The sequence below is a fragment of the Halorubrum miltondacostae genome, from assembly GCF_041379815.1.
GTDB lineage: Archaea > Halobacteriota > Halobacteria > Halobacteriales > Haloferacaceae > Halorubrum > Halorubrum miltondacostae.
Map to the genome: position 1 here is coordinate 839,762 of NZ_JBEDNY010000001.1, position 23,017 is coordinate 862,778.

Sequence of the window (23,017 nt, forward strand, 5' to 3'; positions counted from 1 at the left end):
CCCTACCCGACCTCCTCCTCTACCTCGCCCGCGTCGGGCCGGTACCGCCGGCTGACCGCCTGCCACCGGTTCGACCGGAACCGGTAGCCGTTCAGGCCGGCGGGAACGAGCTTCTCCGCCACTAGTGCCGCGTACAGCCCGCCGACGCCGAGCGGCGTCGCGAGGCCGACCAGGGCGACGGGGAGCGCGAAGACGTACAGCCCGACCATTGACGCGAGGAAGGGCCAGCGCGTATCGCCTGCGCCGCGAAGCGACCCCGTGACCGAGCCGTCGACGCCGAGCGGCACCGCCGAGATCGCCGCCGCGACGACGAACGCCGCGGTCGCGCTCACCGCGGCCGGGTCGTCCACGAAGACGCCGGCGATCGGCGTGGCGGCGGCGATCACCGCGGCCGACGCGAGGACGTAGACGACCGCCGACAGCGCGATCACGTCGCGACCGTACGCGGTCGCGAGCGACTCCTCGCCCGCGCCGAGCCGCTGGCCGACGAGCGTGCTCGCGGCGATGGAGAACCCCCAGCTGAAGCTGCCGAGCAGCGCCCTGACCCGGCGGCCGACCTCAAGGGCGGCGACCGTCGCGGAGCCGAAGGACGACCCGATCCACAGCAGCGGGAAGACGACGACCCCCTCGGCGACGCGTCGCGCGATGAGTGGCGCGGACACCCGGAGGAGCTGCCGGCTCAGCCCGGCGTCGAACCACGGCCCGGCGCGCCCGACCGGGACCGGGGACGCGCCGCGGCCGAAGTACGACCGCCCGGTCATCCCCCACGCGAGGACGAGGCCGACGGCGGCGATGGAGATGGCGGTGCCGAGCCCCGCGCCGAACACGCCGAGGCCCGCGCCGAGGACGAGCCACCCGGTGAGGACGACGTTCAACAGCGCGCCGCCGGCGCGCGCGACCATCGGCGTGCGGGTATCGCCGACGCCGGCGTACGTCCGGCTGGCGATCATGTTGAAGAACTCGAAGGCGAGTGCCGGCGCGGTGACGGCGAGGTAGGTGGTCCCGGCGGACAGCGCCGCCCCCTCGCCGCCAACGAGCGCGATCAGCCGCTCCGCGCCGAGGACGTAGCCGGCGACGATGGGCGCGACCAGCAGCGCGGCCACGATCAGGGACTGCTTGACGACGAGGCCCGCCCGGCCGCGCTCGTCGCCGCCGTAGTTCTGCGAGACGAGCGAGACGGTGCCGCCCGCGAGCCCGATGGAGACGAACTTCGCTAGCTGCCAGTACGCGAACGCGAACCCCATCCCCGCGACCGCCGACACCCCGACCGCGTAGCCGATCACCGCGAGGTCGACGGTGTTCTTCGACATAATCGCGAACCCGGTCACGATCCGGGGCCACGCGAGCCCCATCGTCTCGTCGAGCCGCGACCGATCGATGACGCCGGCCCGGTCGAGCGCGCCCGCGACCGCCGCGACGACGCGGGCGAGTAACTCCCGGAGCCGAGATAGCATTGAGCATCGGTACGGGGCGAGCCGGTTTGTGTCTGTCCGTCCCGGCGGGAGGCGCCCCCGGAGCGCAACCGTTTTTCCTCCGACCATCCGACTGTACTACAAATGAATATCACCGAGTGGCGGGCGTACCTCGTCACGGCGGCGAACCGGTCCGCGGGCCGGTCGACCCCCGAGGTCGTCGCGGCCGCGCTCGACGGCGGCGTCGATGTCGTCCAGCTCCGCGACAAGGGTGTGAGCGACCGCGAGCGGTACGAGACGGGGCTCCGGCTCCGGGAACTGACCGCGGACGCGGAGGTGCCCCTGCTCGTGAACGACCGGATCGACCTCGCCGCCGCGATAGACGCGGACGGGGTCCACCTCGGGCAGACGGACCTCCCGGTGTCGGTCGCCCGCGAGCGGCTCGGCGACTCGGCCGTCGTCGGCGTCTCTGCCTCGACGGTCGAACAGGCGCACGAGGCCGCGGCCGCGGGGGCCGACTACCTCGGCGTCGGGGCCGTCTACGGCACCGACTCGAAGGATGTCTCCGGCGACCGCGACGGGATTGGAACTGAGCGGATCGCCGCGGTCGCGGACGCGGTCGACATTCCGGTGATCGGCATCGGCGGCGTCGACGCGAGCAACGCTGCGCCCGTTGTCGAGGCGGGCGCGACCGGCGTGGCGGCGCTGTCGGCGATCACGGCCGCGTCGGACCCGGCGGCGGCGACCGAGGCGCTGCGAGCGGCGGTCGCGGAGTGAGTCGACTCGATCAGTCCTCGCGCTCGAACTTGGGCGCGAACAGCCGCGCCGACATCGGGGCCGGGTCGCCCTCGGTGACGTTGTACGCCGAGAAGTCGGTGACGCCCGCCTCGCGGAGCAGGTACTCGTCGTAGAAGCTGTTGCCCGTACACTCCGCGGGGTCGCGCGCGAGGATCTCGAGGACCGCGTCGGAGACGACCTCGGGGGTCCGCCAGTCGTCCTCAGTCCCGAGCCCGAAGTAGCGCGTCGCGCGGGTGTCGATCGTTGTCACCGGCCAGAACGTGTTACAGCCGACGTCGTCGCTCGCCAGCTCCTCGGCGAGCGATAGCGTAATGAACGACATGCCGAGCTTCGACCACGCGTACGGCGCCTTGCCCGGCGAACGGTCGGTCACGATCGGCGGCGAGTTCGACAGCAGCCACGCCTCGTCTTGGTCCACGAGGTGGTCGGCGAAGGCGTGCGCGACGAGGTGGGTCCCGCGGACGTTCACGTCCGTCAGGAGATCGAACCGGTCCGCCGGCAAGTCGGCGACGTTCGCCAGCTGGATGGCGCTCGCGTTGTTGATCACGATATCGATTTCGCCGAAGTGGTCGATCGCCGCCTCGACGACTTCCTCGACGCGGTCCTCATCGCGGAGGTCGAGTTCGAGCGCCAGCGCCTCGGGACCGCGCTCGCGCACTTCCTGGGCCGTCTGCTCGATCGACCCCTCCAGTTCGGAATCGTCCGCGTCGGTCGTCTTGCCCGTCGAGACGACGTTACAGCCGTGGTCAGCGAGCGCGAGCGCGATCTGCTTGCCGATGCCGCGAGTCGTTCCGGTGACGAAGGCCGTCGAGCCCGTGAGGTCGGGGTCCGCGAGTGGCATACCTTCCGTTCGACCGACCGCGGCATAACTCTCGGTGGTCGGGCCGCGAGGTCAGTCCCCTCGCTACCGCGTCGCGGTCTTCCACTCGCGCAGCCCGATCCGGCCGCCGTTCAGGTCCTCGGCCGGGGCCTCGGTGGCGGCCCAGACGAACAGCGGCGCGACGCTCTCGGGGTCGCGGGCGCGCTCCTTCCCGGTGAGGTCCGTGGCGACGAGGCCGGGGTCGACGACGCCGACGGTCGCGTCGAGGTCGGCGGCGAAGCCGCGCGCGACCGCCTCGGCGGCCGCCTTCGAGACGGCGTACGCGCCCATCCCCGGCTTTGATTCGGTCGCGACCGCGCCCGACGGCACGAGGACGCGCGCGTCGTCGGCGAGGTGCGGGACCGCCTCGGTGACGGTGGCGAACACGCCGCGCGCGTTCGTCCGCATCGTGTCGTCGTAGTCGGCGTAGGTGATCTCGGTCGTCGGCCGCTCGCCCGGCGCGCCGTGGAACACGCCGGCGTTCGCGAACACGACGTCTATCGGACGGGCCTCGCGGGCGGCGCGCTCGAAGAAGCGTTCGAGGTCGAACTCGTCGCGCACGTCGACGCGGTCCCCCCACGCTGTGCCGCGCTCGGCGTCGTCGGCCGGCGAGCCGTCTCCGGCGTCCGCGTCGCTCTCGGCCTCGGCGTCCGGGTCGTCGCCCGCGCCGTTCAGTGCCGCGACGGTCCGATCGACGGCCTCGCCGTCGCGTCCGGAGACGGCGACGAATGCCCCCTCGTCGACGAACGCCTCGGCGACGGCTCGCCCGATCCCGCTCGTTGCTCCGGTGATCGCGACCGTCAGATCCATGTGACGACGACTACGCGCGTCGGCGACTTAGTGGTATCCACTTCGGGCGTCTCCGCCGCCTCCGCTCTCGCGGGTGGGCCGCGCGACGAGTTCCGTCGCCGCCCTCGCGACCGCCCCGTCGCCGTCGTTACGATCGCCCCGCGGCCGTCGTCACAACCCCGCCGACCGAACGTGTCCGGGACCGTCCCGCGACGCGTCTGACCGGATTTATACCGGAGCCGTCCCTAGGATCGTGTATGGACGTGGTCCCGGACATCGACGGCGTTGCCGACGAGTCCGTCGTCGTTATCGGCGGCGGATTCGGCGGGCTCTCGACGGCCTGTTACCTAGCGGAGGCCGGCGCGGACGTTACCCTGTTGGAGAAGAACGAGCAGCTCGGCGGCCGCGCCAGCCGGCTCGAAGTCAACGGCTTTCGGTTCGACATGGGGCCGTCGTGGTACCTGATGCCGGACGTCTTCGAGCGATTCTTCGGCCACTTCGGGCGGTCGCCCGACGAGTTCTACGAGCTGGAGCGGCTCGACCCGCACTACCGCGTGTTCTGGAAGGACGGGGACAAGGTCGACGTGCTGCCCGACCGCGACGCGAACCGGGAGATATTCGAGTCGTACGAGCCGGGCGCAGGCGAGGCGTTCGACGCGTACCTCGAGGAGTCCGAGCGGACCTACGAGATCGGGATGGAGCACTTCGTCTACGAGGACCGTCCGCGGCTCCGCGACTACGTGGACACCGACGTGATGCGCTACTCGTGGGGGCTCTCGCTGCTGGGCAAGATGCAGGGACACGTCGAGGACTACTTCGACCACCCGAAGCTCCAGCAGCTGATGCAGTACACACTGGTGTTCCTCGGCGGGTCGCCGACGAACACGCCGGCGCTGTACAACCTGATGAGCCACGTCGACTACAACATGGGCGTCTACTACCCCGAGGGCGGGATCGGGGGGGTCGTCGACGGCATCGTCGAGCTCGCCGAGGACCTCGGCGTCGAGTTCGTCACCGACGCCGAGGTGGCGGGGATCGAGGGCCGGTACGGCGCGTTCGCGGTCGACACCGAGGACGGCGAGCGCTACCTCGCCGACCGCGTCGTCTCCGACGCCGACTACGCGCACACCGAGCAGGAGCTCCTCCCCGAACGGAAGCGCCAGTACACCGAGGAGTACTGGGGCTCGCGGACGTACGCGCCCTCGGCGTTCCTGCTGTACCTCGGCGTCGAGGGCGACGTGCCGGACCTCGAACACCACACGCTCGTTCTCCCGACCGACTGGGACGAGCACTTCGAGCAGATCTTCGACGATCCCGAGTGGCCCGACGACCCCGCTTACTACCTCTGTGTCCCCTCGAAGACCGACGACACGGTCGCGCCGGAGGGCCACAGCAACCTCTTCGCGTTGGTGCCGATCGCGCCCGGGCTGACCGACACGCCGGAGATCCGGAACCGCTACCGCGACCTCGTGATCGACGACATCGCGGAGAACACCGGGACCGATCTCCGCGGCCGGGTCGTCGTCGAGGAGACGTTCTCGGTCGACGACTTCGCGGACCGGTACAACAGCTACGCGGGCAGCGCGCTGGGGCTGGCGCACACCCTCACGCAGACGTCGCTGCTGCGCCCGTCGCACACCTCCGACGCGGTCGACGGGCTCTACTTCACCGGCTCGACGACCACGCCCGGCATTGGCGTCCCGATGTGCCTGATCAGCGGACAGCTGACCGCGGAAGCGATGCGCGACGACGACGTGTGATCTCCGCCGTGAGCGACCAGAATCGATCCGTCGAGGACGGACAGAGCCCCCCCGTCGAGGAGGACCGGAACCGGTCCGCCAGTGGCGGGAGCGAGGGGCTCCGCTACCTGCTGGTGCTGTCGCGGCCGCGCTTCTGGCTCTACCTCGCCGGCCCGGTCGCCGTCGGTGTCACCTACGGCATCGGCGACGTGGGCGAGCTGTTCACGCCCGTCACGGTCGCGCTCGCGGCGTACTTCCTCGTGCCGGCAAACGTCTTCCTCTACGGCGTCAACGACGTGTTCGACGCCGACATCGACGAGCTGAATCCGAAGAAGGAGGGTCGCGAGGCGCGGTGGCAGGGGAGCAGACTAGTGATCGGCGCCGTCGTCGCGTCCGGCGCGCTGGGGCTCGTGACGCTCGCGATGACGCCCCGCGTCGCGTGGCCGTACCTGCTCGGCTTCCTCGTCCTCGCGGTCGGGTACAGCGCGCCGCCGGCCCGGTTCAAGACGACGCCGTTGCTCGACTCGCTGTCGAACGGGCTGTACGCCCTCCCGGGCGCCGCGGCGTACGCGACGGTCGCGGGGGCGCACCCGCCGTTCGCGGCGCTGGCCGGCGCGTGGCTCTGGACGATGGGGATGCACACGTTCTCCGCGATCCCGGACATCGAGCCGGACCGCGCGGCGGGGATCGACACGACCGCGACGCTGCTCGGCGAGGGGCCGACGTACGGCTACTGCTTCGCGGCGTGGACCGCCGCCGCCGGCGCGTTCTGGCTCGTCGACGCCCGCCTCGGGGCGCTGCTCGGCGTGTACCCCGTGTTCGTCGCGTGGGTCGCGCGCTCCTCCGTCTCGGTCGACCGCGCGTACTGGTGGTTCCCGGCGCTGAACACCGTCGTCGGCACGCTGCTGTCGATGGGCGGCCTCTGGCGGGTGTACCCGCTCTGGGAGGCGCTGCCGTGAGCGACGGCGACCGGGCGGGGTCGGCGGGGACGACCGCCGCCGCGACGACCGGCTCGCGGCTCGACGCGCTCCGCGAACGCGCGCCGAACACGCGAGACGAGGCGGAGACGCTGCTCGACCGGCTCGTCCGCGAGAACCGCTTCACCATCGCCGTCGTCTTCCCGCTCGTGGGAGCGATCGCGCTCGTCGGCAGCGCCGAGGGGTGGGTGCCCGAGCCGTTCGCGTTCCACCCGTGGTTCGTGCTGTTCGGCGTGATCGTGATGCGCTCGCCGCTCGTCATCGGCGTGCTGCCGACGATCGACCGCCGCGCGCTCGGCTGGATCGGCGTGCTGATGGCGTACACGTACCTCATCGAGTCGGTCGGCGTCGCAACCGGGTGGCCGTACGGCGAGTTCGCGTACACCGTCGACCTCGGGCCGATGCTCGGGGGCGTGCCGGTGGCGCTCCCCGTGTTCTTCATCCCGCTCGTGATGAACGCGTACCTGCTGTGCCTGCTCCTGCTCGGGCCGCGCGCGGACAGCGTGTGGGTCCGGCTGGCGACGGTGATCCCGGTCGTCGTCGCGATGGACGTCGTGTTGGACCCCGGCGCGGTCTCGCTGGGATTCTGGAACTTCGGCGGCGGCGCGTTCTACGGCGTCCCCCTCTCGAACTACGCCGGGTGGGTGCTGTCGGCGGTCGTCGCCGTCGTCACCCTCGACCGGGCCTTCTCGACGGCGGGGATCCGCGAGCGCCTCCGCGACTGCGAGTTCATGCTCGACGACATGGTGAGCTTCGTGATCCTCTGGGGCGGGATCAACCTCTGGTTCGGGAACCTCCTGCCCGCCGCGGTCGCGGCCGCCTTCGGCGTCGGTCTCGTCCGCGCCGACCGGTTCGACACGCGGCTGTTCACCGAGTGGCGACGGTCGTGAGCGGGCGCGCCGGTTCCCCGCCCGCCCTCGCCGGCTCGGCTTCGGCGGGGTCCCGATCGACTCGGCTGCGCTTATATACCGGGGAGTCCTCCTTCCGATCGTGACCGACGGCGGTAATCGCAGCGGACGACCGGACCGGGTGGAGCGACGCCGATGAGCGACCTCGCAATCGAGTACGGCGACCACGAGCGGGTGTGCGAGGTCGTCGACCGGCTGACCTACTGCGCCGAACACGTCAGCGTCTCCTTCGACGGGTGGGAGGAACCGCACGTGAAGGGGCCCGGGCTGTACTTCGCGGTCATCGGCGACAGCGACTACGGCGCGTACGCGGACCCGATGGGGGACAACCGCTGGCCGCGCGATACCTGCCTGTCCGTCTTCGACGAGGACACGCTCGCAGCCGCGGCCGAGTCGGTGAGCGTCGCGCAGGACGGCGGCGTCGTCGTCGCGGTCGACGGCGAGATCGAGTCGCAGATGGTCCGCTTCCGCGACCTGGGCGCCCGCGACGAGGAGGCCGACCTGGTCGACGACGTGAGCTACGAGCCGTGGATGGGGTCGCGACACATGAGCGCCATCGAGACCTCCGTCCGGCCGGAGGTCGTGGCGACGGTGACCCTGAGCGAGGAGACCGGTCGCGTCAGCGTCTTCCGCGACGGCGAGGCGAACAGCATGCGGCGCGAGGCGATCGGCGGCCGCTGGCGCGGCGAGTAGCGCGCCTCGGTCCCCGCCTCCAGGGCCGCCCTCGTCGTCGCCGCCGCGCATGACAGGTCCTCTTTCTCCCTGCGCGGCGCTCCCGGAGTCCGACGCCGAGGCCCTATCGTTAAGCCACGGCCGGGCGAACGTCGACCCATGTACGACGACATCCTGGTGCCGACGGACGGGAGCGAGGCGGTCGACCGCGCGCTCGATCACGCGGTGCGGCTCGCGACGGACCACGACGCGACGGTCCACGCGCTGTACGTCGTCGATCAACGCGTCACGACCGCAAACTCCGGCGAGCTCCACGACGAGGTCGTCGCGGACCTCGAGGCGCAGGGCGAGACCGCGGTCGGCGCTGTCGCCGACGCGGCCGCCGAGGCCGGGCTCGAGGTCGAGACGCACGTCGTCCACGGCACGCCCGACGCCGAGATCGTCTCCTACGCCGACGAGGCGGGGGTCGACGTGATCGTGATGAGCCCGGAGGGGAAGTCGCCGCGCGAGCGCATTCGGTCGCTCGGGAGCGTCTCCGACCGCGTCGCCGACGACGCGTCGGTCCCGGTGTTCCTCATCAAGTGACCGGGCGGGCGGGGCCGCGCCGCGCTCCGCCGCCGCTCCGACCGAATTAGGTAGGTCCGGCCGAGAACGGTCGACATGGAACTCACCGTCCTCGGGTCCGGCAGCGCGATGTCGGTCCCCGACCGCGCGCAGGCCGGCTACCTCCTCGCCGACGGCGACCGGTCGCTCCTCGTCGACTGTGGCAGCGGCGTCCTCCAGCGGCTGGCGGGCACGGACGTCGGTTACGAAGGCGTCTCGACGGTCCTGCTCACGCATCACCATCTCGATCACGTCGCGGCGCTCCTCCCGCTGTTGAAGGCCCGCTGGCTCGCGGGCGAGGAGCACTTGGAGGTCGTCGGACCGGCGGGGACGAAGTCGCTCGTCGACGGGCTGCTCGACGTCCACGACTACCTTGACGGGCGGATCGACCTCGCCGTCCGCGAGGTGTCGACCGCGCGCCCGTTCGCCGCGGGCGGATTCGACGTCGCGGCCCGCGAGACGCGCCACTCGATGGACGGGCTCGCTTACCGCTTCTCGCCGCCGAGTTCCGACGACCCGCCCGCCGACGGGCCGGTCGCGCTCTCCGGCGACACCGAGGCGTTCGCGGGGATGGGGCGGTTCGCGGACGGGGCCGACCTCCTCGTCCACGACTGCTCGTTCCCGGACGATGTCGACGTGTCGAACCACCCGACGCCGACGAGCCTCGGCGAGTCACTCGCGGGGGCCGAGGTCGGGACGCTCCTGCTCTCGCACCTCTACCCGCACACCGGCGGTCGTGAGCGCGAGCTGGAAGAGAGCGTCCGTGAGGCGGGCTTCGACGGCGAGGTGCGGACCGCGGCCGACGGGCTCCGCCTGTCGCTGTGACCGGCGCGCGGCGCCGAAATCGTAACCACCGATCGGTCAGGGAACAGTTCCGACGTAACCGCCGACTGTTACGCACCCGCACGAACGACCCGGATATTTAAGCGCGCGTGGTCGTTCCTGTCTTCCATGGCCGGCCCACTCGCGGACGACTTCGGACGGGAGGTGACGGGGGTGCGGATCTCGCTTACCGACCGGTGTAACTTCGACTGCGTCTACTGTCACAACGAGGGGTTAGGCGACACGCGCGGGCCGATGGAGCCGAGCGACGCAGAGATGAGCGCCGACGACGTGGTCCGCTTCCTGGAGGTCGTCGAGGGGTACGGCGTCGACGCCGTGAAGTTCACCGGCGGCGAGCCGATGCTCCGTCAGGACTTAGCGGAGATCATCGAGCGCACGCCCGACTCGATGGAGGTGTCGATGACGACGAACGGCACGTTCCTCCCCGGGCGCGCCGCGGACCTGAAGGCCGCGGGCCTCGACCGCGTCAACGTCTCGCAGGACGCGCTCGACCCGGACGACTTCGCCGAGGTGACGAAGTCCGGCGCGTACGAGCAGGTCCTCGAAGGCGTCAGGGCCGCGGTCGACGCCGGGCTCGATCCGGTGAAGCTCAACATGGTCGTGTTCACGCACACCGCGGGCTACGTCGAGGAGATGGTCGAGCATGTCGCCGACAACGACGGGCTCCAGCTCCAGCTCATCCAGTACATGCCGGAGCTGACCGGCAGGCCGGAGTGGAACGTCGACATCGGGCGCGTCCACGACTGGCTCGCCGAGAAGGCCGACCGGGTCGAACACCGCGAGATGCACGACCGGAAGCGCTACTTCGTCGGCGAGGCGAGCGACGACGACACGGGCGGGATGGTCGAGATCGTCGACCCCGTCGAGAACGAGGAGTTCTGCGCCAACTGCGGCCGCGTCCGCGTCACCCACGAGGGGTACCTGAAGGGGTGTCTCAACCGCAACGACGACCTCCGGTCGATGGGCGAGATGACGCGCGCAGAGATCGCGGAGACGTTCGAGGAAGTGGTCGCGAACCGCGTCCCCTACTACGGCGAGTACCTCGTCGAGGGCGAGGACGGCGAGTACGAACTGAACGAGAAGTATCTCGGGACGCCGCCTGCGGCGGACTGAGAACTGAAACAACTTCTTCGCAGATGACGAGCACGGTGGGATTCGAACCCACGGCCATCGGATTAGAAGTCCGACGCTCTATCCTGGCTGAGCTACGTGCCCTCACTCAGTTCTGATTCGCCCCATCTAAAAAACGGCCGTGGTTCGCACCGGTTCGGAGCCCAACAGCAGACCTAAGTCCGCGAGCGGAGTAGCGACCGGTAATGAACGTTATTGGAACCGTCGGCCTCCCAGGCAGCGGGAAGGGGGAGGCGGCGAACGTGGCCGAGGCGGCCGGGATCCCCGTCGTCGTCATGGGCGACGTGATCCGCGCCGAGTGTCGCCGCCGCGGGCTCGACCCGGCGCAGCACCACGGGCGGATGGCCGGCACGCTCCGCGAGGAGGAGGGCGACGACGCCATCGCCGCGCGGACGCTCCCACGGATCCGCGAGGCCGCGGCCGAGAGCGACCGCGGCGACACCGTCCTCGTCGACGGCCTCCGCTCCACCGTCGAGCTCGAACGCTTCCGCGAGGCGTTCGGCGACGACTTCACGCTCGTCGCGATCCGCGCGCCGTTCGAACTCCGCGCCGAGCGACTGGGCGAGCGCGGCCGCGACGACTCCGACTCCGACTTGGAGGCGCTCCGCGAGCGCGACGAGCGTGAGCTCGGCCTCGGCCTCGGGGAGACGCTCGAACGGGCCGACGTCGAGATCGACAACACCGACAGCCTCGCGATGTTCCGCGACCGAATGCGCGAGGTGTTGGGCGTCGACGCTGCCGACCCGATCGACACCGGAGGTGACGGCGCGTGATCTACAGCGTCGACGTCCGGATCGAGACGCCCGTCCACGACACCGAGGTGACCGACCGGGTCGCGGACGCCGTCGAGAACGTCTTCCCGGACGCGGACCCGGTCCACGAGGAGGGCCGCCTCGTCTCCGAGACCCACAGCCTCGACGCCTTCTCCGACGTCCTCCACGAGCAGGAGATCCTCGACACCGCCCGTCGGGTGTTCCTACAGAACCGCACCGAGGAGGGGTTCGCCTTCTCGCTGAAGAAGCAGGCGGCGCTCGAGGGCGTCGTCAACTTCGCGGTCGGCGAGCCGGACGAACTGGGCGAGATCGACGTCGAGGTGCGCGTCCGCGAGCCGGACGTCGAGTCGTTCGTCGACTACGTCGCGCCCGAGACGGACGGGGGCCAGCCCGTCGACCCGGTCCGCGAGTACGGCGACCGCTTCGACCCCGAGGGCGAGTCGTACTGAGGGCGGGTCGGCGCGCCGCTCACTCGCCCGTGGCCCCGGCCGCGGCCCCGCCGATGGCGCCGAAGACGACCGGGTAGACGAGCCCCGCGAGCAGCGCCGCCGTGACGAGCGTCGGTGCGACGCTCCCGCCGTCGCCGACGGCGTACCGAAACAGGAAGGCCCCGACCACCGCGAGCGGGAAGTAGCCGGCGACGGCGAGCGCCCCGGACTGCGCGCCGTCGGCCGGCGTCGTCGCCCCGGCGGCGCGCGCTATCGCGACTCCGGCGACGAGGAGGAGCAGCGGCGACACGACGTACAGGTAGGTGAACCCGCCGTCGCTCTGCGAGATGAAGTTCACCGACCGGGGGGCGCCGACGAGCGACGGCACGTCGACGTCGACGAAGTGCGCGTTGTAGAACACCCAGCCGACGCCGCGCCACACCGAGATGGTGTGGCCGCCGAACAGGTCGGCGAAGAAGTTGATCCCGGACAGTCCCTCCTCGACCCGCCCGCTCTGGGTGACGTAGACGACGAGGTAGCCGAGGACGTACGACACCGCGCCTGCGGCCGCCCCGACGACCGCACCGCGGCCGAGGTCGCGTTCCGCCCCTGTCGCGTTTGCTCCGCCGCTGGCTGGTGATGACATGCGCTTGGGGTCGTTTCGGCGGTCATAAGTGTTTGTTGGGTCGGATCGGAACGCGAAACGATCGCGGTCGCGGCCGCTTAGGGCCGCTGCCGGGGACGCGGACGGATCAGCCGGTCGCCTCCCGCCACTCCGACTGCGAGATGGTGTATCGCACCTCGTCGTGGACGCTGCCGTCGAAGAAGGTCAGGTGGTTCCGAAGCAGGCCCTCGCGCCGGCCGCCGAGTCGGTCGACGTACTTCTCGATGGCGCGCCGCGACTGGTCGTTGTCCGGGTGGTGGCTCACGGCGACCACGTCGAGATCGAGGTCCTCGAACGCGACCTCGACGAGCGCGGCGGCGCGCTCGCCGGAGTAGCCGCGCCCCCAGAACCGCTTGCGGAGCCACGTGCCGAGCGTCGCGGTCCGCTTCTCCCAGTCGACCCCGAACCCACCGAAGCCGGCGATCTCGCCCGCCCCGTCCTCGCCCTCGCGCGGCCGGATCACGTAGCTCGCGGCCTCGCCGTCGTCGAAGCGCTCGCGACCGCGTTCGAGGAACTCCAGCGTCTCCTTCTTCGTCTCGTGGGGGCTCCAGGTGACGTACTCAGTCACCTCGTCGATGCCGGGGTCCGACGAGCAGATCCGGTAGCACTCGTCGAGATCGACGGTCTCGGGGCTCCGCACCGTCAACCGGAGTCGCTCCGTCTCGATGGTCTCGGGGAACACGTGCGACGAGTCGTCGCCGCCCGGATAAACTCCACCGCCGGCTCGGGAACTGTTCGCACACCGGGCGTCGCGCCGGCGGGCGAGCACGCTCAGGCGTCGAGCGCGTCGGCGAGGTCGTCGCCGACGGCCGCGATCGCCTCGCGCGCCCGGTCGACGATCTTCCATCGTCATGAAGCCGTGAACCATCGCCGGGTAGTTCTCGTACCGCGTCGCGACGCCGTCCGCGACCAGCCGCTCGGCGTACGCCCGCCCGCCGTCGCGGAGGGGGTCAAAGCCCGCGGTGACGACTGTCGCGGGCGCGACGCCGCAGAGGTCGCCGGCGTTGATCGGGTCGGCGTACGGGTTTCGCCGGTGGACGTCGCTCCCGTAGTAGGACTCTGAGAACCACTCGACGTCCGCCCGTGAGAGGACGATCCCGCCGTGCTCTCTGATCGACGCCTGCTCGGGGTCGACGCCGATGCCGGGGTACAGGAGCGCCTGGTGGGCTATCTCCGGATCGTCCCGCTCGGCGGCCATCAGCGCGGTCACGGCGGCGAGGTTCCCGCCGGCCGAGTCGCCCGCGACCGCGAGGTCGCCCGTCCCCCGGAGCCGGTCCGTCGACTCCGCGGCCCACTCGACGGCGGCGTACGCGTCCTCGACCGCGGCCGGGAACGGGTGTTCGGGCGCGAGCCGGTACTCGACGGACAGCACCGCGCAGCCGCTCTCTCGGGTGAGGTGACGGCAGAGCCAGTCGTGGGTCTCGACGCTCCCGAGGACGAACCCGCCGCCGTGGAAGAAGACGACCGTCGAAAACGGCGGGTCGCCGGCGGGGAGGTACAGCCGGGCGTCGAGGTCGCCCGCGGGGCCGGGGAGGGCGATCGACTCTGTCGCGCCGACGCTCGGCGGGTCGCGGTTCCGGAGCCGCATCAGGGGGCGGATCAGCAGCCGGAGCAGTTTCAGCCGGTAGCGGCCGTGCGGGAGGGGGATCCGCGACTGGCGGGCGGCGACGCGCTTCGCCTGCGGATCGATCTGGTCGGCGCTCACGGCACAGAGGTCGTCGCCCCGGGGGAAAGGCTGTTGCGGCGGGGGCGACGTGACGGAGTCTCTCGCTCCGTTGCGGTCGCGACGGTCAGCCGAACGCGCCGGTCGCGCGCAGTTCCGCGCGGATCGCGTCGCGTTTCACCAGCGTGAACCCGACGCAGATGATCAGGAAGCCGGCGACCGTGGTGACGGTGATCCCCTCGTCGAGGACGAGCCAGCCGACGAGCGCGGCGAACACCGGCGCGACGTAGGAGACGAGGTTGATCTCGATCGGGCCGAGCCGGTCGAGCAGGTCGAAGTAGACGAGGAACCCGATCCCGCTGGCGACGACCGAGAGGTAGCCTAAGGCGAGCAGCGACTCCGTCGTCCAGACCGCGTCGGCGACCGACTCGCCGAGCGCGAGCGCGACGACGTGCATGATCCCCGCGCCGAGCAGCATCGACCACGCCTCCATCGTCTCGATGGAGATGTCGGCCTCGGAGGCCCGCGAGAGGACGGAGCCGAGCGCGAACGAGGCCGCCGCGAGTAGCACGAGGAGCTTCGCGACCGTGCCGCCGCCGGTGAGGTTCGCAGGGTCCGGGTTCGCGAGGACGACCGCGCCGACGAGCCCGATCCCGAGCCCGAGCGCGCCGACGGCGGTCAGCCGCTCGGCGGGGAGGAAGGCGCGCGCGAACACCGTGGTCAACAGCGGCGAGAGGCTGACGATGACCGCCGCGACCCCGCTCGTCACCGCTGGGTCGGTCTCGCCGACGAAGAGGAACGCGTGGTAGGCGGCGATGATGAAGACGGCGCCGGAGACGACTTCCAGCCATTGGTCGCGGCCGTGAGGGAGCGGTTCGTCGACCGCGTACGCCGCGTACGCGAGCATCACCAAGCCGGCCACGTCGTACCGGAACGCCGCGAACAGCACCGGCGGGAAGTACGCCAGCCCCGCCTTGATCGCGACGAACGCGGATCCCCAGACGGCGGCGAGGACGAGGAACAGCGAGAGGTTTCTGAGACGGCTCACGTCTGCCCTCTCCCCGCGGCGCGCCAAAAGGTTCCGGAAACGGCCGTGTTCGCTGGATCGGTTCGCGGAAAGCGCCGACCGGGCCGCCGTCAGCGGTGAGGGCTCCCGTCAGCGGAGCCGATACCCGTCCGCGTCGCGGGCGACGACGCCCACGTCGGAGAGCCGGCGGAGCGCCCCCTCGACCGTCGACGGCCGCGCGCCGACCTCGTCGGCGACCGCCGTAGGGGTGCCGTCCGTCTCGATCACCGCGGCGAGGACGGCCGCGAAGAAGCGGCTGTCTGCCTGTCCGCCGAGCCGCTCGTCGATCTCGGCGAGCGTGTCCTCGACTCGGCCCTGAACCCACCGCTGGGCGAGCGAGAGTTCGCGGTCGAGGTCTTGGAGGCGCGTGTACTCCTCGGCGAGGTCGGCGAGGTCGCCGGTCTCCCCCGAGCCGTCCGGGGTCTCGATCGAGAGGTGCGGGCAGCGCCCGGACATGTCAAGGCTGTTCTTCGCCGGATACGCGCTCTTCGCGCCAAAGCCGTACGGCGAGACGCTCACTTCCAGCCGGAGGCTGCGCGCGATCCGGAAGTACTTGCGCCGCTGGTCGTCCGTCGTCGACTCGACGAGACCGGCCTGCTCCAGCTTCCGCAGGTGGTCGATCACCGCCTTCGGGCTCACGTCGAGGTACTCCGAGATCTCCGTGACGTAACACGGCTTGGTGGCGAGAAGCCGGAGGATACGCCGCCGGTTCTCGTTCCCGAGAAGATCGAGCAGTACCGCGGAGTCCATTAACGTGTGGTTAGCGTTCCGCGTATAAAAGGCTGGCTTCCGGCGACCGGACGACATCGCCGCCGATCGACCGATGGAACGGCCGCGCCGGCGGCGAGGGCGGTTGCGCTCATCGAAGGGTAATTACCCGCCGGGCGGCACGCTGGGGTATGGAGACGGCACTCGTCATCCTCGACGGCTGGGGGCTCGGCGACCACGACCGCCGCGACGCCGTGAAAGCGGCCGAGACGCCCACGTTCGACGCGGCGACGGAGCGCGGGGCGGACGGCCGCCTCGTGGTCCACGGCCGCCGCGTCGGACTCCCGGAGGGACAGATGGGGAACTCGGAGGTCGGCCACCTCAACATCGGCGCCGGTCGCGTGGTCAAGCAGGCGTACACCCGGATCACCGACGCGCTCGCGGAGGGGTCGCTTGCCGACAACGACGCGGTCGCGGACGCGCTCGACCACGCGGCGTCGACCGGCGGCCGCGTCCACTTCATGGGGCTCATCTCCGACGGCGGCGTCCACTCGGACGTGGAGCACCTGCTCGCGCTGATCGACGCCGCGGCCGACGCTGGCGTCCCGGCGACGAGCCACGCGTTCACCGACGGGCGCGACACCGCCCCGGAGATCGCCGACGAGTTCCTCGCCGACGTGACCGAGAAGGCCGACGAGCGCGGCACCGGCCACGTCGCGACCGTCACCGGCCGGTACCACGCGATGGACCGCGACGAGAACTGGGAGCGGACGAAGAAGGCGTACGACGCCGTCGTCGCCCGCGAGGCCCCACACGAGGCCGAGAGCGCGGTCGCCGCCGCCCGCGAGGCGCACGCCCGCGGCGAGACCGACGAGTTCGTCGAGCCGACGCTCGTCGCCGACGAGCCCGCCCTCGCCGACGGCGACACGGTGATCTTCTTCAACTTCCGCGCGGACCGCGCCCGCCAGCTCGTCCGGATGCTGACCGGCACCCGGCCCGACTGGGCGTTCGACCTCGACCAGCCCGACGTCCGGCTGACGACCATGACCGAGTACGACGAGACGTTCGACTTCCCGGTCGCGTTCCCGCCGGAGATCCCCGCGAACACGATCGGCGAGGTCGTCGCGGACGCCGACGGCACCCAACTCCGGATCGCCGAGTCGGAGAAGTACCCCCACGTCACCTACTTCCTCAACGGCGGCCGCGAGGTGGAGTTCCCGGGCGAGATCCGGACGATCGTCGAGAGCCCGGACGTCCCGACGTACGACCTCCAACCGGCGATGTCCGCGCCCGGGGTGACCGACGAGGCCGTCGAGACGATCGCCTCGGACGATCCCGACCTGCTCGTTTTGAACTACGCGAACCCGGACATGGTGGGCCACACGGGCGACTTCGACGCCGCCGTCGAGGCGGTCGAGGCCGTCGACGCCCAGCTCGACCGGCTGCTCTCGGCGGTCGCCGACGCCGGCGCGCACGCGTTCGTCACCGCCGACCACGGCAACGCCGACGACATGGGCACGGTGGACGACCCCCACACCGCTCACACGTATAACCCGGTCCCGTTCGTCTACCTGACGCCCGACGGCGACGACGGCGGGAAGCGGGTCCGCGAGGGCGGCTCGCTCTGCGACATCGCGCCCACGCTGCTCGACCTGATGGACCGCGAGGCGCCCGCCGAGATGACCGGCGAGAGTCTGCTGACGGAGTGATGCGCCCTGTCGCGGCGTCGCGGCCGTCCGGATAAACGATAAACTTCGGATCGATTCTCGCTCGTTCCACGGCGTTTTAATACGGCGTCGGGCCTGTGATCGTTCATGACAGACGAGACCACGCCCGTGATCGCGGCCGCCTACCGAACCCCGCAGGGGAAAGACGGCGGCGTCTACGAAGACGTCCGCAGCGAGGACCTCTCGACGACGCTCATCGACCACGCGCTCGCGGAGACGGGGCTGACGAGCGACCACGTCGACGACCTGATGTGGGGGGTCGCACAGCAGCGGACCGAGCAGGACAACAACGTCGCGCGCGTCATCGCGCTCCTCTCCGACCTGGGCGAGTCGGTGCCCGCCACCTCGATCAACCGCTGGTGCGCCTCCTCGATGCAGGCGGTCATCTCGGCGTCCGACGCCATCGCGGCGGGGAACCGCGAGTGTATCATCGCGGGCGGCGTCGAGAACATGAGCCGCGTGCCGATGGACGGCGACTCCTACGAGCACCTCCACCCCGAGCTGTCGGAGCAGTACAACATCTTCCAGCTCCAGATGGGGATGACCGCCGAGAAGGTCGCCGAGGAGTACGACGTGAGCCGCGAGGCGCAAGACGAGTACGCCGCTCGCAGCCACCAGCGCGCCGCCGAGGCGACCGAGTCGGGCCGCTTCGACGACGAGATCGTCCCCGTCGAGACCGAGGACGGCCTCGTCGAGGCGGACGAGGGGATCCGCCCCGACACGACCGCCGAGAAGCTCGCCGACCTGCCCCCCGCCTTCACCGGCGACGGCAGCGTCACCGCGGGCAACTCCTCGCAGATCTCCGACGGCGCGTCGCTGACCGTGGTCACGAGTAAGGCGTTCGCCGAGGAGCACGGCCTCGACGTGCTCGCCGAGGTCGGCACGAACGCGGTCGCCGGCGTCGACCCCACCGTCATGGGGATCGGTCCGGTGCCCGCCACCCGCGGCCTGCTGGAGCGCGCCGGCACCGACATCGACGACTACGACCTCGTCGAGCTGAACGAGGCGTTCGCCTCCCAGTGCGAGTACTCGCGCCGGGAGCTGGGCATCGACGAGGACCAGTACAACGTCAACGGCGGGGCCATCGCGCTCGGCCACCCGCTCGGCGCGTCCGGCGCGCGGCTCCCCGTCACGCTGCTCCACGAGATGCAGAAGCGCGACGCCGACCGCGGGCTCGCGACGCTCTGCGTCGGCTTCGGGCAGGGCGCGGCGATCGAGTTCCTGCGGTAGGGACCGCGAGAAGCGACGAATTTTTTCCGCTGGCGCGCGCCGACGAGTGGCCGCCAACGGCGGCCGGGAGGAGCGCGTGCGAGGGAGTCGGGCGCGACGAGGACGACCGTCGGGAGTCCGACGGACGCGCCCGACGAGGTTGGGGAGGTGTGAGGCCGCGGTTGCGGTGCGTTGCGGGGCGGGGGTCGAAGGGGCAGCCGCGAGGCGGTGGCAGTGTCGATCGACTATTTATAACGCCATCCGCCTGACAGCCCAGACGCCGAGCCGCCGACGGCTTACCCGTCGCCGTGCGTGAACCCGCGGTCGGGCAGCGGGTCGCCGTCGGCGATGACGCGCGGACGCTCCTCGTCGTCCGTCGCCTCTCTCACCGTACCGACCCGCGTGAGCCCCGCCGGACACGCTTCGCTGACCGCCGACACCTCCGCTTCCGGCACCGCACAGAGCAACTCGAAGTCCTCGCCGAAGTGCGCCGCGAGTTCGAACCGCTCGTCTTCCCCGTCGGCGACCTCGTCGACCGCGGGGTGGACCGGAACCGCCTCGCGCTCCAACTCAATCCCCACGCCGCTCGCCTCGGCGAGCTGGTGACACGACCGCGCCAGCCCGTCCGAAGAGTCCATCATCGCGGTCGCCGTCCCCGCTAGCGTCAGCCCGTCCGCGACCCGCGGCGTGAACCTGAACAGCTCGTTGGCGCGCTCGATCGACTCTCCGTCGCCGCGCTCGAACAACCGCAGCGCCGCCGCGGACCGCCCCCACTCGCCGGTGACGCAGAGGGCGTCGCCCGGCCGCGCCCCGTCTCGGGTGACGGGGCCGGCGTCGGTCACGCGCCCGACGGCGGTGGTCGCGGTCGTGAACTCGACGTGCTCGTCGAGGTCCCCGCCCACGTATTCGGCGTCGACCGCCTCGCAGACGTCGACCGCGCCGGCGACGAACCGGTCCAGATCCTCGGGGTCGAACGCGGCGTCGGCGTAGACGGCGACTGCGGCCCGTGCGGCCGCGCCCATCGCGGCCACGTCCGAGAGCGACGCGCCGACCGCGCGCCAGCCGGCGGTGTACCGCGTCGTGCCGGGCGGGAAGTCGGTCCGCTCGTGGAGCATGTCCGTCGTGATCACCGTCTCGTCGAGGACGGCGGCGTCGTCGCCGGCGTGCGGGAGGTCGGCCGCGAGGGCCCGGAGGGCGTCGCGCTCGTTCACTACCTACGCTCCGCGCGGCGAGGCCAATAAGCGATCGGTCCCGGCTGCCGCCGTCGATTTCACCGGCGCCCCCGGCGCGTTCGCGGGATTCGGCTCGGGCGCGTCGGGGGGCGGCCGGGGTTATCGTGGTGCGTGTTGTCATGGAACATTTAATCGAGTAAAACAACATAACGAATATTATCATTATCAATCATTATGTTTATTATCTTCCTCCGATTTGTTTCGGTCGCAATGGCAGTATCCGTACACGGACACGCAGCCGGCCGCCGCACAGACGTGATCACCAGACGACCGCCGCAACCGCCCACACGACCCGATGACGACGCCTAACGACACTCCCGACGACACGACCCGACGCACCGACACCACGACCGACCGACCGACCGATTCGGACTCGACCGACCGGACGAGCGCGACCGATCGGTCCGACCCGACCACTTCTCCGCGGACCATCCCCGGCCGCACCCCGCTGACCGAGGAGGCCGGCGCGCCGCTGGTCCCGACGATCACGACCCGGCGAGCGACGCAGACGCGGTCGTCCGGCTCGCCGCAGACGACCGACGCTCCTCGACCCGCCCGCCGCCCGACGGACGACGAGCGCGACGCGCCGCTGGTCCCCGACCTGCGCCCTGCTTCGCGGACGCGGACCGACGGGGGGTCGCGATGACGGCGAACGCGACGCGCCGTCCCCGCGACAGCTCCGCGAACGCCGAGGAGTCGCCACGCCGCGCCGTTCCGATGAGCGGGACCGGCGACGGCCCGCGCCCGGACGCCACCGCGTTCGCGCCCGCCGCTCGCCGCGCCGGCGGGCGCTCCGCCGCGCCGAACCGCACCGCAGACGACGCCACGCAGTAACTCGATGAATCCCAACGAACTCGACGACGACGTCTTCACCAGAGATATCGACAACCCGGCCGGCCGCCGACTCCGCGAGCTGTTCGACGAGCAGGAGTACACGTTCGCGCCCGGGATCTACCACGCGCTCGACGCCCGCCTCGCCGAGATGGCCGGGCTCGACGCGGCCTACATGAGCGGCTACTCCACCGTCCTCGGCCAGTTCGGCTTCCCCGACCTGGAGATGGTCACGATGTCCGAGATGGTCGAGAACGCGAAACGCATGGCCGAGGCGACGAACCTCCCCGTCATCGCCGATTGCGACACCGGCTACGGGGGCGTCCACAACGTCCGGCGCGCGGTCCGCGAGTACGAGAAGGCCGGCGTCGCCGCCGTCCACATCGAGGACCAGACCTCGCCGAAGCGCTGCGGGCACATCGCCGGTAAGCAGATCGTCTCCCGCGAGCAGGCGCGCTCGCGCTTCGAGGCCGCCGTCGACGCCAAGCAGAGCGAGGACACGGTGATCATCGCCCGCACCGACGCGTACGGCTCCGCCAACGGCGACTGGGAGGAGCACCTCGAACGCGGGCGGATCTACGCCGACGCCGGCGTCGACCTCGTCTGGCCGGAGATGCCCGACCCGTCCCGCGAGGACGCGGTCGAGTACGCCGAGACGATCCACGAGACCCACCCGGACCTCGATCTGGCGTTCAATTACTCCTCGTCGTTCGAGTGGGGCGCCGAGGAGGACCCGCTCACCTTCGAGGAGCTCGGCGACCTGGGCTACCAGTATATCTTCATCACGCTGTACGGGCTCCACTCCGGCGCGCACGCCGCCTACGAGGACTTCGCGAACATCGCCGAGAACGACGAGGCGGCGCAGTTCGACCTCGAGGAGCGCTACATCGGCCACGAGACCGAGAGCCACCACGAGCTTTCCTTCGTCCCGCGGTATCAGGACATCGAGGCCGAGTTCGACCCCGAGGCCCGGAAGCGCCAGGAGGAGTCGGCCGGCTTCACCGAGGAGGAGAACGACCCGATCACCGCCTCCGAGGGAGGTGACGACTGATGGGCGGGCCGGACGACGTCACGCTCCGGCGGAGCCAGCTGGCGACGCCGGGCTCCGACCCGAAGATGATCGAGCGGGCGCCCGACTCCGGGGCCGACGAGGCGTTCATCGACCTAGAGGACTCGGTGGCGCCGTCCGAGAAGATCGAGGCCCGCGAGAACGCCATCGAGGGCCTGATCGAGTACGACTGGTCCGACACCCGGCCCTGTTACCGGATGAACGGCGTCGACACCCGGTGGTTCTACGACGACGTGATCGAGGTCGTCGGACGGGCCGGCGAACACCTCGACACGATCATGGTGCCGATGGCGAACAACCCGGAGACGGTCGCCACCGTCGACAACCTGCTGACGCAGGTCGAGACGAACAACGATCTGCGGGTCGGCGAGATCGGCCTCCAGGCGCAGATCGAGTCCCCGGAAGCGATGACGAAGGTCGCCGACATCGCCCGCGCGAGCGACCGGTTAGAGTCGCTCGTCTTCGGCCCCGGCGACTACACCGCGAACGTCGGCGCCGCCGGCCTCACCATCGGCTCCGGCGGCGGCTACCCCGGTCACTACTGGCACTACCAGCTCGCGCGCATCGCCCACGCGGCGAAGGCGCAGGGGCTCCAGGTGATCGACGGCCCCTACGCCGACATCGAGAACACGGACGGGTTCCGCGACTCCTGTCGGTGGGCGAGCCAACTGGGCTGTGACGGCAAGTGGGCGATCCACCCGAGCCAGATCGAGCCCGCGAACGAGACGTTCGCACCCTCTCCCGAGGAGGCCGAGAAGGCCCGCCGGATCGTCGACGCCTACGCGGAGGCAAAAGAACAGGGCAGGGGCGCCGTCTCGGTCGACGGCGAGATGGTCGACGAGGCGACGGACAAGATGGCCCGCGGCATCGTCGCGCGCGCCGAGCAGGCCGGCATCCTGTAAGGGCCGTCCCCGCC

The 23,017-nt window shown here is 70.9% G+C and carries 24 protein-coding genes, 1 tRNA gene and 1 pseudogene; 16 read left to right on the plus strand and 10 right to left on the minus strand.

Annotation, left to right across the window (positions count from 1 at the left end; genetic code table 11):
• Window positions 1-2: 2 nt before the first annotated feature.
• Window positions 3-1,454, minus strand: coding sequence for an MATE family efflux transporter (locus tag ABNG04_RS04675; RefSeq protein ID WP_371160451.1), 1,452 nt, complete (start codon window positions 1,452-1,454; stop codon window positions 3-5).
• Between the two features lie 102 nt (window positions 1,455-1,556).
• On the opposite strand from ABNG04_RS04675, the gene thiE reads away from it, so the two are divergent.
• Entirely contained in the window at window positions 1,557-2,189 is a 633-nt protein-coding gene (gene thiE, locus ABNG04_RS04680) for a thiamine phosphate synthase (RefSeq protein ID WP_371160452.1), read from the plus strand.
• Window positions 2,190-2,199: 10 nt separating this feature from the next.
• Here the strand turns inward: thiE and ABNG04_RS04685 are convergent, their stop codons facing one another.
• The gene (locus ABNG04_RS04685; RefSeq protein WP_371160454.1) at window positions 2,200-3,051 is read right to left on the minus strand and encodes an SDR family oxidoreductase; all 852 of its coding nucleotides are present in this window, start codon (window positions 3,049-3,051) and stop codon (window positions 2,200-2,202) included.
• Between the two features lie 63 nt (window positions 3,052-3,114).
• Window positions 3,115-3,879 (minus strand): SDR family oxidoreductase, encoded by a 765-nt coding sequence (locus ABNG04_RS04690; protein ID WP_371160456.1) that lies wholly within the window; start codon window positions 3,877-3,879, stop codon window positions 3,115-3,117.
• A gap of 236 nt (window positions 3,880-4,115) precedes the next feature.
• On the opposite strand from ABNG04_RS04690, the gene crtID reads away from it, so the two are divergent.
• The 7 genes from crtID to moaA all read left to right on the plus strand — a co-directional run bounded on the left by crtID (window position 4,116) and on the right by moaA (window position 10,713).
• On the plus strand, window positions 4,116-5,618 hold the full coding sequence (gene crtID / locus ABNG04_RS04695; protein ID WP_371160458.1) for a bifunctional phytoene desaturase/3,4-desaturase: 1,503 nt from the start codon (window positions 4,116-4,118) through the stop codon (window positions 5,616-5,618).
• Entirely contained in the window at window positions 5,615-6,556 is a 942-nt protein-coding gene (locus ABNG04_RS04700; protein WP_371160460.1) for a prenyltransferase, read from the plus strand. The genes crtID and ABNG04_RS04700 overlap by 4 nt, the downstream gene beginning before the upstream one ends.
• On the plus strand, window positions 6,553-7,464 hold the full coding sequence (gene cruF, locus ABNG04_RS04705; protein ID WP_371160462.1) for a bisanhydrobacterioruberin hydratase: 912 nt from the start codon (window positions 6,553-6,555) through the stop codon (window positions 7,462-7,464). Before ABNG04_RS04700 ends, cruF begins: the two co-directional genes overlap by 4 nt.
• Before the next feature lie 153 nt (window positions 7,465-7,617).
• Window positions 7,618-8,175, plus strand: a complete 558-nt coding sequence (locus ABNG04_RS04710) for a hypothetical protein (RefSeq protein ID WP_371160463.1) — start codon at window positions 7,618-7,620, stop codon at window positions 8,173-8,175.
• Window positions 8,176-8,313: 138 nt separating this feature from the next.
• Window positions 8,314-8,739, plus strand: a complete 426-nt coding sequence (locus ABNG04_RS04715) for a universal stress protein (RefSeq protein WP_371160465.1) — start codon at window positions 8,314-8,316, stop codon at window positions 8,737-8,739.
• Window positions 8,740-8,814: 75 nt separating this feature from the next.
• Window positions 8,815-9,582 (plus strand): MBL fold metallo-hydrolase, encoded by a 768-nt coding sequence (locus tag ABNG04_RS04720; protein ID WP_371160466.1) that lies wholly within the window; start codon window positions 8,815-8,817, stop codon window positions 9,580-9,582.
• A gap of 126 nt (window positions 9,583-9,708) precedes the next feature.
• Window positions 9,709-10,713 (plus strand): GTP 3',8-cyclase MoaA, encoded by a 1,005-nt coding sequence (moaA, locus tag ABNG04_RS04725; protein ID WP_371160468.1) that lies wholly within the window; start codon window positions 9,709-9,711, stop codon window positions 10,711-10,713.
• A 27-nt stretch (window positions 10,714-10,740) separates the two neighbouring features.
• Here moaA and ABNG04_RS04730 read toward each other — a convergent pair.
• Window positions 10,741-10,815: transfer RNA gene (locus ABNG04_RS04730), tRNA-Arg, on the minus strand.
• A 101-nt stretch (window positions 10,816-10,916) separates the two neighbouring features.
• On the opposite strand from ABNG04_RS04730, the gene ABNG04_RS04735 reads away from it, so the two are divergent.
• On the plus strand, window positions 10,917-11,504 hold the full coding sequence (locus tag ABNG04_RS04735) for an AAA family ATPase (RefSeq protein WP_371160470.1): 588 nt from the start codon (window positions 10,917-10,919) through the stop codon (window positions 11,502-11,504).
• Complete coding sequence (locus tag ABNG04_RS04740) at window positions 11,501-11,953, plus strand: RNA-binding domain-containing protein (protein WP_371160471.1); 453 nt, start codon at window positions 11,501-11,503, stop codon at window positions 11,951-11,953. Before ABNG04_RS04735 ends, ABNG04_RS04740 begins: the two co-directional genes overlap by 4 nt.
• A 19-nt stretch (window positions 11,954-11,972) precedes the next feature.
• On the opposite strand, the gene ABNG04_RS04745 is transcribed toward ABNG04_RS04740, so the two are convergent.
• The 5 genes and pseudogenes from ABNG04_RS04745 to ABNG04_RS04765 all read right to left on the minus strand — a co-directional run bounded on the left by ABNG04_RS04745 (window position 11,973) and on the right by ABNG04_RS04765 (window position 16,075).
• Window positions 11,973-12,578: a DUF7978 family protein gene (locus ABNG04_RS04745; RefSeq protein ID WP_371160473.1), complete on the minus strand. Its 606-nt coding sequence runs from the start codon at window positions 12,576-12,578 to the stop codon at window positions 11,973-11,975.
• 106 nt (window positions 12,579-12,684) lie between these two features.
• Window positions 12,685-13,278: a GNAT family N-acetyltransferase gene (locus ABNG04_RS04750; protein ID WP_371160475.1), complete on the minus strand. Its 594-nt coding sequence runs from the start codon at window positions 13,276-13,278 to the stop codon at window positions 12,685-12,687.
• Between the two features lie 89 nt (window positions 13,279-13,367).
• Window positions 13,368-14,301: pseudogene (gene lipP1 / locus ABNG04_RS04755) on the minus strand (LipP1 family hormone-sensitive lipase).
• Window positions 14,302-14,386: 85 nt separating this feature from the next.
• A complete protein-coding gene (locus tag ABNG04_RS04760) occupies window positions 14,387-15,307 on the minus strand; it encodes a DMT family transporter (RefSeq protein WP_371160477.1) in 921 nt (306 codons plus the stop codon).
• Window positions 15,308-15,415: 108 nt separating this feature from the next.
• Window positions 15,416-16,075: an ArsR/SmtB family transcription factor gene (locus ABNG04_RS04765; protein WP_371160479.1), complete on the minus strand. Its 660-nt coding sequence runs from the start codon at window positions 16,073-16,075 to the stop codon at window positions 15,416-15,418.
• Between the two features lie 149 nt (window positions 16,076-16,224).
• Between ABNG04_RS04765 and gpmI the strand changes: the two genes are divergently transcribed.
• Window positions 16,225-17,742: a 2,3-bisphosphoglycerate-independent phosphoglycerate mutase gene (gene gpmI / locus ABNG04_RS04770; protein WP_371160481.1), complete on the plus strand. Its 1,518-nt coding sequence runs from the start codon at window positions 16,225-16,227 to the stop codon at window positions 17,740-17,742.
• A gap of 105 nt (window positions 17,743-17,847) precedes the next feature.
• A complete protein-coding gene (locus ABNG04_RS04775; protein ID WP_371160483.1) occupies window positions 17,848-18,990 on the plus strand; it encodes a thiolase family protein in 1,143 nt (380 codons plus the stop codon).
• A 275-nt stretch (window positions 18,991-19,265) separates the two neighbouring features.
• On the opposite strand, the gene thiL is transcribed toward ABNG04_RS04775, so the two are convergent.
• Entirely contained in the window at window positions 19,266-20,180 is a 915-nt protein-coding gene (thiL, locus tag ABNG04_RS04780; protein WP_371160484.1) for a thiamine-phosphate kinase, read from the minus strand.
• A 316-nt stretch (window positions 20,181-20,496) separates the two neighbouring features.
• Between thiL and ABNG04_RS04785 the strand changes: the two genes are divergently transcribed.
• Genes ABNG04_RS04785 through ABNG04_RS04800 form a run of 4 tightly spaced genes read left to right on the plus strand, consistent with a single transcriptional unit; the run spans window position 20,497 to window position 23,003 of the window.
• On the plus strand, window positions 20,497-20,847 hold the full coding sequence (locus ABNG04_RS04785) for a hypothetical protein (RefSeq protein WP_371160485.1): 351 nt from the start codon (window positions 20,497-20,499) through the stop codon (window positions 20,845-20,847).
• Window positions 20,844-21,035, plus strand: a complete 192-nt coding sequence (locus ABNG04_RS04790) for a hypothetical protein (protein WP_371160487.1) — start codon at window positions 20,844-20,846, stop codon at window positions 21,033-21,035. The genes ABNG04_RS04785 and ABNG04_RS04790 overlap by 4 nt, the downstream gene beginning before the upstream one ends.
• Before the next feature lie 4 nt (window positions 21,036-21,039).
• Window positions 21,040-22,083 (plus strand): isocitrate lyase, encoded by a 1,044-nt coding sequence (gene aceA, locus ABNG04_RS04795; protein ID WP_371160488.1) that lies wholly within the window; start codon window positions 21,040-21,042, stop codon window positions 22,081-22,083.
• Window positions 22,083-23,003, plus strand: coding sequence for an HpcH/HpaI aldolase/citrate lyase family protein (locus ABNG04_RS04800; protein ID WP_371160490.1), 921 nt, complete (start codon window positions 22,083-22,085; stop codon window positions 23,001-23,003). Before aceA ends, ABNG04_RS04800 begins: the two co-directional genes overlap by 1 nt.
• Window positions 23,004-23,017: the final 14 nt, after the last annotated feature.

Excerpts from the sequence above, each read along its gene's own strand:
- ABNG04_RS04765 (WP_371160479.1), bottom strand. The coding sequence starts at position 16,075 with ATGGACTCCGCGGTACTGCTCGATCTTCTCGGGAACGAGAACCGGCGG.
- thiE (WP_371160452.1), top strand. The coding sequence starts at position 1,557 with ATGAATATCACCGAGTGGCGGGCGTACCTCGTCACGGCGGCGAACCGG.
- aceA (WP_371160488.1), top strand. The coding sequence starts at position 21,040 with ATGAATCCCAACGAACTCGACGACGACGTCTTCACCAGAGATATCGAC.
- ABNG04_RS04675 (WP_371160451.1), bottom strand. The coding sequence starts at position 1,454 with ATGCTATCTCGGCTCCGGGAGTTACTCGCCCGCGTCGTCGCGGCGGTC.
- ABNG04_RS04735 (WP_371160470.1), top strand. The coding sequence starts at position 10,917 with ATGAACGTTATTGGAACCGTCGGCCTCCCAGGCAGCGGGAAGGGGGAG.
- ABNG04_RS04800 (WP_371160490.1), top strand. The coding sequence starts at position 22,083 with ATGGGCGGGCCGGACGACGTCACGCTCCGGCGGAGCCAGCTGGCGACG.
- ABNG04_RS04710 (WP_371160463.1), top strand. The coding sequence starts at position 7,618 with ATGAGCGACCTCGCAATCGAGTACGGCGACCACGAGCGGGTGTGCGAG.
- ABNG04_RS04685 (WP_371160454.1), bottom strand. The coding sequence starts at position 3,051 with ATGCCACTCGCGGACCCCGACCTCACGGGCTCGACGGCCTTCGTCACC.
- gpmI (WP_371160481.1), top strand. The coding sequence starts at position 16,225 with ATGGAGACGGCACTCGTCATCCTCGACGGCTGGGGGCTCGGCGACCAC.
- ABNG04_RS04785 (WP_371160485.1), top strand. The coding sequence starts at position 20,497 with ATGACGACGCCTAACGACACTCCCGACGACACGACCCGACGCACCGAC.
- ABNG04_RS04775 (WP_371160483.1), top strand. The coding sequence starts at position 17,848 with ATGACAGACGAGACCACGCCCGTGATCGCGGCCGCCTACCGAACCCCG.
- moaA (WP_371160468.1), top strand. The coding sequence starts at position 9,709 with ATGGCCGGCCCACTCGCGGACGACTTCGGACGGGAGGTGACGGGGGTG.
- ABNG04_RS04715 (WP_371160465.1), top strand. The coding sequence starts at position 8,314 with ATGTACGACGACATCCTGGTGCCGACGGACGGGAGCGAGGCGGTCGAC.
- crtID (WP_371160458.1), top strand. The coding sequence starts at position 4,116 with ATGGACGTGGTCCCGGACATCGACGGCGTTGCCGACGAGTCCGTCGTC.
- ABNG04_RS04790 (WP_371160487.1), top strand. The coding sequence starts at position 20,844 with ATGACGGCGAACGCGACGCGCCGTCCCCGCGACAGCTCCGCGAACGCC.
- ABNG04_RS04690 (WP_371160456.1), bottom strand. The coding sequence starts at position 3,879 with ATGGATCTGACGGTCGCGATCACCGGAGCAACGAGCGGGATCGGGCGA.
- ABNG04_RS04745 (WP_371160473.1), bottom strand. The coding sequence starts at position 12,578 with ATGTCATCACCAGCCAGCGGCGGAGCAAACGCGACAGGGGCGGAACGC.
- ABNG04_RS04720 (WP_371160466.1), top strand. The coding sequence starts at position 8,815 with ATGGAACTCACCGTCCTCGGGTCCGGCAGCGCGATGTCGGTCCCCGAC.